We start from the raw sequence: 8,947 nt of genomic DNA, 5'->3' as shown, positions 1-8,947 counted from the left end.
GGTTACTGCGGGCTGAGTGAGGCAAAGCCGCTCCGCAGCCCGGGTATAATTCATGGTCTCACACAAGACAAGAAATGTGTTCCATCGAGGATCCAGCATGACATATCACCTATTACGTGGGTTTATAACTGTATAACAATTCTGCATTTTATTTTATCAATGATTGGCGCTATAATCAAGGTGTAAACATCAATGATCTGAGCGCACCGCAGCATATTCTCCGGGAGAATGTTCGGCGAATGGCCGGATTTGTACCCACGGTAGAGCCAGCGGAAACAGATCATAGAATGGTTTCGTGCTGTTGGTTTGTTCTTGACGGTAACATGGAAAGGAAGCATATGACTATGTACGATATAATCATCATCGGAGCAGGCCCTGCGGGTATCAGTGCAGGCATTTATGCAGTTAGTCGTGGAAAGCGTACATTGATTCTGGAAAAAGCCCAGGTGGGCGGTATCATTGGCAAAGTTTCCACTGTTACGCACTATACTGCCATTGAGAAGCAGGAAACCGGAGCTACATTTGCGGCTCGGATGAAAGAGCAGGCGCTCCAGGCCGGGGTAGAGATCGTTCAGGCCGAGGTTGTGCATGTGGCGCTGACAGGAGAGGTTAAGTCTGTGACCACGGACAGGGGCATTTATGAGGCCAAGCGTATCATTTTGGCAAACGGCGGCACGCCGCGGAAACTGGGTATTCCCGGCGAGAAGGAGCTTGCCGGCAAGGGCATGGGCATGAATGCTGCCAGAGATGGCGCCGCCTATGCCGGAAAAAATGTGTACGTGGTGGGTGGAGCCGATGGTGCAGTGAAAGAGGCCCTGTATCTGGCTGGCTTTGCAAAGCAGGTGACAGTGATCCACTTTGAAGAGCAGTTGGGGTGCATTGCGGAGTTCCGCCAAAAGGTAGCCGCTGCAGGCAACATCTCGGTGCGCCTGGCATCCCGCCTGCATGCCGTTTACGGGCAGGATCAGGTGGAACAGCTGGAGATTGCCAGCGAACAGGATGGCAGTATTGAAACGATAGAGGATCCCGGCTGCGGCATTTTTGTCTATGCCGGTATACTCCCCAACACGGAACTCTATACAGAACTGGCTTTGGAAGGTGGATACATCCCCACCAACGACAAGATGGAGACCGCTATTCCTGGTGTCTATGCTGCCGGCGATATCCGAGTCAAACAGGTTCGCCAGGTTGCTACCGCTGTGTCTGATGGAGCCATTGCCGCCATAAACGCTGCTATGGAATAATAAATATTGTTGTGTCTGGCGAATTGCCGCTGGATTGCGATTGTAACACTCCCCGGAACCGCTGCATGGTGGTTCTGGGGAGTTTTGCTATACACTTGATAGCTATCTATTATCTATGACCCTCTAAAATGGTTGACTGTATATTGGTACAATACTTGGGGCGTAGTGGCAGCCAGGCTGCTCATTGTCACAATATCTATCGAAAGCAATGCCTATAATTTTAGAAAAGTGCAGTCGGAGTAAGCTGCTGGTAAAAAAACCTTGGTACGTTTTGCTGATATGCAAAAATCTCAAAAGAGCCATAGGGAAAGACCTCCGCGCCGGGAATTCGGGAATGGGGGAGGCCTGTTACTCAGAGCATCAACCGAACAACCATCTTTTTTGGAAGGGCTCCTTCTGGATCATGCCGACATCATATCCCGTACCACGGATAGCGGCTGCAATGAGCTCCGGGTCCAGCTCTGCTTCAGAGATGACCACTGTCTGACATTTCGCACGGGAAGAACGAACCTTTTTCACCGGACAAGCTTTGCGTACGGCATCGTTGACATGGGACTCGCACATTCCGCACATCATTCCGTTGACTTCTATTGTATACTTCCACATGGGTTCTCATCCTTTCTCAATTCTGCAAGGTCAAACTGCGTTAGGATCAACTAAGCGGTTAGGTGATTCTAACTATAGAATACACCTTGTAAGACAAAATTGCAAGGTATTGCCATGTAGGTTTCATACCGGCTCTGTTGAGTAAGACGGTTCCAGTGGTAAATGTATTTATTCCAAGATGTTGTTGTCATGCCGGGAGGGGATTTTAGGGCAATACGGCCATTTTAGTAAGGAATCCATTTACTCCTATTGACAAATCAAGAGGAGTGATTTATGATAACAGTGTTATATAACGATGTTATGCGGAGGGCAGAAATGGAAGAAAAAACTACTGCCACCTTGGAGAGGATCCAACAGGTTGCTATGGAGGAGTTTGCAGAGAAGGGATTTCTGGGGGCCTCCCTGCGTCAGATTGTGAAGCAGGCCGGTGTCACCACGGGTGCGTTCTATGGCTATTTTTCCAGCAAAGAGGCGCTTTTTGCCTCCATTGTGGAGCCCCACGCCGCCGCTCTGATGGGCCAGTTTATGAAGGCTCAAACTTCTTTTGCTGAGTTGCCGGAGCAGGAGCAGCCGGACCATATGGGGCTGGAATCCAGTCAGTGTGTCCATTGGATGGTGGACTACATCTGCGACCACAGGGAGCCAGTAAAGTTGTTGCTATGCAAGGCTGAAGGCACCAGCTATGAGCGCTTTGTTCACAACATGGTGGAAGTGGAGGTGGAGTATACTCTTCAGTACATTGAGGTACTGCGCCGCTTGGGGCGTGTATGTCCTACACTGGACGAGCAACTATGCCATATCATTGCTAGCGGGATGTTCAACGGCATCTTTGAGATTGTTATCCACGATATGCCCAAGGAGCGGGCCATGTGCTATGTGGATCAACTGCGGGATTTTTACACTGCAGGCTGGCTGAAGTTAATAGGCCAGTAACTGCTGTATCGGTTTTTAGTAAGATAGGGGCTTTGCCCTCTTTCTTTTATACTGCAAGTTAGCATAAACTAACCAAAGGGAGGAATATTTATGAAGCAAAAAAAGCAAAATGCCTTGGCTGCCTTGCTAGGGTATGCGGGTAGCCACAGACGGCTTACTTTTCTGGGACTAGGGCTGTCGGGGATATCCATGATGTGCAGTATGGTACCTTATATCTGTATCTGGCTGGCAGCGAGGGATCTGATCGCAGTATCTCCGGACTGGACACAGGCTCAGAGCATCATACGCTACGGCTGGATAGCCTTTGCTTTCGCTGTGGGTGGTATCCTGATCTACTTTTTGGGCCTAATGTGTACGCATTTAGCAGCATTTCGCACGGCGGCCAACATCCGCAAGCAGGGTATGGCTCATGTTATGAGGGCACCGTTAGGTTATTTTGACACAAATGCGTCTGGTTTGATCCGCAGCCGACTGGATGCCGCTGCTGCCGATACAGAAACCCTACTGGCTCACAATTTGGCGGATATCGTGGGCACGTTCACTCTGTTTCTTTCCATGCTGGCGCTGATGTTGGTTTTTGATTGGCGCATGGGTGTGGCTTGTTTGCTGGCGGCGGTGATCTCAATCCTAGCTATGTTTAGCATGATGGGTGGCAAAAACGCTGGACTGATGGCGGAATACCAGGCGGCCCAAGACCGGATGGCTAAAGCCGGCACAGAGTATGTCCGGGGAATCCCAGTGGTCAAGATCTTTCAGCAGACCGTGTACTCCTTCAAAGCGTTTCAGCAGGCCATTGAGGATTACAGCACCAAGGCGGAGCATTATCAGGGTGATATCTGCCGTGTGCCGCAATCTATCAATCTAACCGTTACTGAGGGGGCCTTTCTGTTTTTAGTGCCGGTGGTGTTATTTCTAGCGCCCGGGGCTCTGGCAACTGGTGATTTTGAGGGCTTTGTAACAAATTTTGCTTTCTATGCCGTATTTTCAGCCATCCTTTCCACGGCGTTGGCCCGGATTATGTTTGCTGCGTCCGGCATGATGCTGGCTGATACCGCCCTGGGCCGCATCCAGCCGGTAATGGACGCTCCTACCTTGCCAGCGCCGGATAAACCTCAGACTCCCAAAGACAACCGAGTAGTGTTTCGGGACGTGAGCTTTACCTATGACGGGGCGCAGACCCCTGCCTTGTCACATCTTTCCTTTACCGCCGAACCAGGGGAGACGGTGGCTCTAGTGGGCCCTTCGGGCGGCGGCAAGACCACAGCGGCCAGCCTGATCCCCCGGTTTTGGGATGTGGACGAAGGTACTGTGGAAGTTGGCGGGGTGGATGTGCGCCAGATCGATCCGCATATGTTGATGGATCAGGTTGCTTTTGTATTTCAGAATAACCGACTGTTCAAGGCCAGTATTTTAGAAAATGTCCGTGCAGCCCGCCCCAATGCCAGTCGAGAGCAGGTTCTTGCTGCCTTGGAAGCCGCGCAATGCAGCGACATTTTGGAAAAGCTGCCCCAGGGACTGGACACCGTGATCGGAACAGAGGGAACCTATCTCTCTGGCGGCGAAGCACAGCGAGTCGCCCTTGCCCGGGCTATTTTGAAGGATGCTCCCATTGTGGTACTGGATGAGGCTACTGCTTTTGCTGATCCGGAAAATGAAGCTTTGATCCAGAAAGCCTTTGCCCGGCTGACGAAAGGCCGCACTGTCATCATGATCGCCCACCGACTCTCTACGGTAGTGGGAGCGGACAAAATCTTGGTATTGGACAATGGTCAGCTGATAGAGCAGGGCACTCACAAAGAATTGATCGTGGCAGGCGGGTTGTACACCCAAATGTGGACGGATTACAACCAGGCAATCCGATGGAAAATGGAGAGTGGCAAGGAGGAAAGGTAATGTTTGGAACAAAGTTTCAGCGGAAGTACGCCCTGACCGACCAGGGGGTAGAGAACGTCAAAAAGGGCGTCTTCTGGACGGTGATTGTCAATCTGGTGGTGATGGGTGGCGTCGGTATCCTGCATTTTGTGATGTCCGGACTAATGGCAACTCTGACTGAAGGTACTCCTCTGCCCGGTGCTCTCCAGGTGCTGGCGGGTCTTGTAGTGTTTGCTCTTCTGTCGTTTTTGACCCATCTCCAGCAATACAAAACCACCTACGGCCTTGTGTACGGCGAAGTGAAGGCCTCTCGCCTGCGTTTGGCGGAACAATTGCGAAAACTGCCCCTTGGTTTTTTTGGAAAACATGATCTGGCTGACTTAACAGAAACTCTAATGGGAGACGTCAACCGTATGGAACATGTTTGGAGCCATGTGTTGGGCTACCTGTATGGTTCCTATATCTCTACGGCTGTGATCACGGCCTGCCTGTTCTGGTACGACTGGCGGTTGGCCATTGCTTGTCTTTGGGGAGTACCAGTGGCTTTTGGCCTCCTGTTTGGGAGCAGAAAGATGGCAGAGCGCCAGGCCGGGCAGACCAAGGAGGCCGCTGTTCGGGTCTCGGACGGGATGCAGGAAGCCCTGGAAAATGTTCGAGAAATTCGGGCTGCCAATCAGGAAGAGCGGTATCTTGTCGGATTGTATCAAAAGATCAACGACCATGAGCGGATCATGATTCACGGCGAGCTGGTCACTGGTTTGTTCGTCAATGGGGCTAGTGTTATTATGCGGCTGGGAGTAGCGACCACAATCCTCGTGGGGGCCCAATTGATTCTGGCTGGGCAGATAGACTTTATGCTGCTATTTTTGTTCCTGATGGTCATCACCCGAATCTATGCGCCTTTTGACCAGAGTCTGGCACTAATCGCCGAGCTGTTTGTTTCTCAGGTTTCGGCAGATCGGATGAATAGACTATTTGATACCCCGATTGCAGAAGGAACAGAGAAGTTCTGTCCCAAAGGGCATGATATTGTGTTCGACCATGTGGGCTTTGCTTATGATGAAAAGGTTGTCCTGAATGATATCACCTTTACCGCAAAGGAGGGCGAGATCACTGCGCTAGTAGGGCCTTCCGGCTCTGGCAAAAGCACCTGTGCCCGGCTTGCAGCACGGTTGTGGGATGTTACCAGAGGGACGATCAAAGTGGGGGAGATAGATATTTCTACGGTGGACCCGGAGGCATTATTAACCGATTATTCCATGGTCTTTCAGGATGTAGTGTTGTTTGACGATACAGTGATGGAAAATATCCGACTGGGTAAACGAGGAGCTTCGGATGCAGAGGTGATGGCAGCGGCTAAAGCTGCCAACTGCGAGGAGTTTATCAAAAAGCTGCCGCAAGGGTACCATACATCCATCGGCGAAAATGGAACTAAACTTTCGGGCGGCGAGCGCCAGCGGATCTCAATTGCCCGCGCACTACTGAAAAATGCTCCTATTGTGTTGCTGGACGAGGCCACTGCCTCTCTAGATGTGGAAAATGAAACTAAAGTACAAGACGCCCTCTCCCGGCTTTTGGCGGGCAAAACAGTGTTAGTCATCGCTCACCGGATGCGCACAGTGGCCGGCGCGGATCACATTGTGGTGCTAAAAGAAGGGCGGGTGGCCCAGCAGGGTACCCCGCAGGAGTTGATGGCGCAAGGCGGTCTTTACCGGCGGATGGTAGAGCTTCAGAGCGAGAGCGCTCAATGGAATCTAAAGCAGGCATAAATCGGCTGCCGTCAAAACTTAAAAAATAACATTTTTTGAATTCATATGGAAAAATAGAGATCGTGGTCCGATTTACAAAGGATAACGGAAAATCACACGAACAAACTATTTTTGAATGGTCTGAAAAATCTTATGTAGACCAGAAGATATTGTATTTTCCAGGTTTAGAAATTCATTTAGCTAGTCACCTTGTGTTCAAAAATGGATCAGAAATTTATATGAGCCGTTATGAATATGGCGTTTTAAGCCTTTTGGCACGGCATCCTGGCAAACTGTTTATAAAAGAGCAAATTTTTGAAGCAGTTTGGCACAAGGACAGCGACAGCTATCTGCGAGCTGTATCCAGTACAATTGGACGAATTCGACAGAAAATTGAGGATGACAAAGATCATCCGCAATACATTGGAACCGTTTCAAATCGTGGTTACCAGTTCATGCCGAGGCCTGAAGATATTACACATTCTATAAGAAATCCATAATAAGGAAAGCCATCTCAACGAATTTAGGCCCTAGATTCGTTGGGATGGCTTTTGTTGTATTTTGACAGCTGTATTTTGACAAATGAATAAAATGAAAAAAGACGTCATATCCTTGCAATATGAATATGGAACACTTTACAATAGAGAAAAATCATTATAAGGAGATTGGCCTATGCAAACATTTAATGATGTTTTAAACTGTTTTCGAGTTTTTTTAGAAGAGTCCTCTTATTTGGAAGTGGTTCCTTGCCGCTGGGGATATGTAAGACTATTCAACGAAGGTGAGCCTATTAATTTTAGTGCGGTTCTCTGCCAGAAGCCAGAAGAACTTTATCAGGTGTTGGCCAATGATTTGGAGACAGAACTGGATGTAAGAAGAATGGATAACTGAAATTGGTATTGAAATGGTTTGATTTTAGTTTGGCTTTGGCATAGAAGCTTGGCAATCTATGATATACTGTACAGCAAGGAAAAGAATATTATGATAATTTGATTTTGTTATAAAATTCTTTGAGATTCATTGCAAGTGAACGGGTAGAATCCAGCAGGGCTTTCCTTACTGGTTCTGGACAAGATAAGTATATTTGGTCCAGTTCTTTCAGTTCACATTCAGATTCGGCTGTTCGAGGTAGAATCAGAGCATCCAAAGAAACTGGCAAAACACGAAAAATTGCCAAAAGTATCTCATAGGACGGATTCATGATTCCTTTCTCAATATTAGCAAGATGCTTTGTTGATACATGACAAAGGGCAGAAAGCTGCTCTTGCGTTAAATCGGCTTTCTTGCGCGCAGTACGAATCTGTTTTCCCAAAGCGGCTATATCGGAATTCGGCATGATTGTTCACCTTAATTGTATTGTATCGTTCTTGTTTGATTCCTGGTATAACCTTATTGGTTCAGAAAAAAGGTCGGATTGTGCCGATTTTGATAATTTTATATTCTAACTCGGTCAGGTTATAAAAAACGGTTACTTGACCGAGGAGTATTCATGCGCTGTTTTGATCACAGTTTCCGTCTTTGGAGGGATAACTGTGATTTTTTGTTTTGGTAATGCATCAAAAAAAGCCTGGCTTTCAATGCAGAGCAGACTGTAGTTGGACCGGCACAATCGTTCTGGTTTAATGTCTTTTATAATGCTGATATCTTATGCTGCGCCAGTTTCCCGTTTTGGGAGATTGGCGCTTTCGTGCTTTTAAAGTTAAAGTGCCGTGGACCGCCCAGTGTTTCGAAGTCGAGTATCTGCATTACAAAAATAACGGGAGAATTATTGAAATGAAAGCGAACTATCTATGTCCGTGGCATAAGGTGACAGTGTGGTTTTCACCTTTATCGAGAATACTGGCAGCATCCATAGTCCAGGGCGGAATTATAAAGTGCCGTGTTCCCCTGACCCGTCGCTTTGTCTTGATTAAAAATCGCGTGCTGGCTGTCTCCAGCGTAGGAGATGAAGCTCCGCCTGCTCCAGCCGGAAGAAACGGAGGGTGTGATGAACTATGATCCATATGCAGTAGGTGAACGGATTCAATCGCTTCGAAAAGAATGTGAACTGACACAAGATCAGCTTGCAATCGATTTGAATATCAGCGATCGCTATATGAGAAATTTGGAACGGGGTGAAAGAGTTCCGTCAATTGATCTTTTTGTGGAGCTTCATGAGCGGTTTGGAGCATCGCTTGATGGTACAATCCTATTGGTGAAATTAAAATAGTTTCATCACAGACGGTTATATGGTTGTGCCGATTTCCGAAACATAGTAACATTGAAATACTAACTGGGGCTGAAAGTGGCAAAATTGCTTGCTTGGTTTCCGTTCGGGAATTACTAACAATGTAGACCGTCCGTTCGCTTCGTGAAGGAATCAATGTTTTGATTGGTTGGGTCGGCACAACCGTTACCCGTGTCAACAACGCGCCTGTTGCTTTTGCGTAAGCGCTCCATAATCCCCCGACTGTAAAAAAGTACTGACCTGTGAGAAAATAAGAGAAAGTATCAAAAGTCTTAGAAGTCTTAGAAATCTGAGAAGTCTCGCAGGGGTAAAAAATG

The 8,947-nt window shown here is 48.1% G+C and carries 10 protein-coding genes; 6 read left to right on the top strand and 4 right to left on the bottom strand.

All coding sequences use genetic code 11. The features are described 5' to 3' along the window. Window positions 1-99 (bottom strand): LysR family transcriptional regulator (locus B5G28_RS14590; RefSeq protein ID WP_144265560.1); only part of this gene is annotated, 99 nt, incomplete at its 3' end. Window positions 100-344: 245 nt separating this feature from the next. On the opposite strand from B5G28_RS14590, the gene B5G28_RS13550 reads away from it, so the two are divergent. Next, a complete protein-coding gene (locus B5G28_RS13550) occupies window positions 345-1,244 on the top strand; it encodes an FAD-dependent oxidoreductase (RefSeq protein WP_087249658.1) in 900 nt (299 codons plus the stop codon). A 360-nt stretch (window positions 1,245-1,604) separates the two neighbouring features. Here the strand turns inward: B5G28_RS13550 and B5G28_RS13545 are convergent, their stop codons facing one another. Next, window positions 1,605-1,850: a heavy metal-associated domain-containing protein gene (locus tag B5G28_RS13545; RefSeq protein ID WP_087249656.1), complete on the bottom strand. Its 246-nt coding sequence runs from the start codon at window positions 1,848-1,850 to the stop codon at window positions 1,605-1,607. A 315-nt stretch (window positions 1,851-2,165) separates the two neighbouring features. Between B5G28_RS13545 and B5G28_RS13540 the strand changes: the two genes are divergently transcribed. The 5 genes from B5G28_RS13540 to B5G28_RS13520 all read left to right on the top strand — a co-directional run bounded on the left by B5G28_RS13540 (window position 2,166) and on the right by B5G28_RS13520 (window position 7,294). Beyond that, window positions 2,166-2,783, top strand: a complete 618-nt coding sequence (locus B5G28_RS13540) for a TetR/AcrR family transcriptional regulator (RefSeq protein ID WP_087249660.1) — start codon at window positions 2,166-2,168, stop codon at window positions 2,781-2,783. Between the two features lie 90 nt (window positions 2,784-2,873). Then, entirely contained in the window at window positions 2,874-4,676 is a 1,803-nt protein-coding gene (locus tag B5G28_RS13535) for an ABC transporter ATP-binding protein (RefSeq protein ID WP_087249654.1), read from the top strand. Next, the gene (locus tag B5G28_RS13530) at window positions 4,676-6,424 is read left to right on the top strand and encodes an ABC transporter ATP-binding protein (protein ID WP_087249652.1); all 1,749 of its coding nucleotides are present in this window, start codon (window positions 4,676-4,678) and stop codon (window positions 6,422-6,424) included. The genes B5G28_RS13535 and B5G28_RS13530 overlap by 1 nt, the downstream gene beginning before the upstream one ends. Before the next feature lie 62 nt (window positions 6,425-6,486). Next, entirely contained in the window at window positions 6,487-6,903 is a 417-nt protein-coding gene (locus B5G28_RS13525) for a response regulator transcription factor (RefSeq protein WP_242967631.1), read from the top strand. A gap of 172 nt (window positions 6,904-7,075) precedes the next feature. Next, window positions 7,076-7,294 (top strand): hypothetical protein, encoded by a 219-nt coding sequence (locus B5G28_RS13520; protein ID WP_087249648.1) that lies wholly within the window; start codon window positions 7,076-7,078, stop codon window positions 7,292-7,294. Between the two features lie 88 nt (window positions 7,295-7,382). On the opposite strand, the gene B5G28_RS13515 is transcribed toward B5G28_RS13520, so the two are convergent. Together B5G28_RS13515 and B5G28_RS15280 are read right to left on the bottom strand one after the other, a co-directional pair. Beyond that, the gene (locus B5G28_RS13515; RefSeq protein WP_087249646.1) at window positions 7,383-7,739 is read right to left on the bottom strand and encodes a helix-turn-helix transcriptional regulator; all 357 of its coding nucleotides are present in this window, start codon (window positions 7,737-7,739) and stop codon (window positions 7,383-7,385) included. Window positions 7,740-8,484: 745 nt separating this feature from the next. Beyond that, window positions 8,485-8,947 (bottom strand): hypothetical protein (locus tag B5G28_RS15280; protein WP_343215560.1); only part of this gene is annotated, 463 nt, incomplete at its 5' end.

Origin of the sequence: Faecalibacterium sp. An77, from assembly GCF_002161315.1 — a bacterium.
Taxonomy (GTDB): domain Bacteria; phylum Bacillota; class Clostridia; order Oscillospirales; family Ruminococcaceae; genus Faecalibacterium.
Note: the sequence above shows the minus strand (reverse complement) of the source record. Positions and strands in the feature narration are given on the sequence as shown.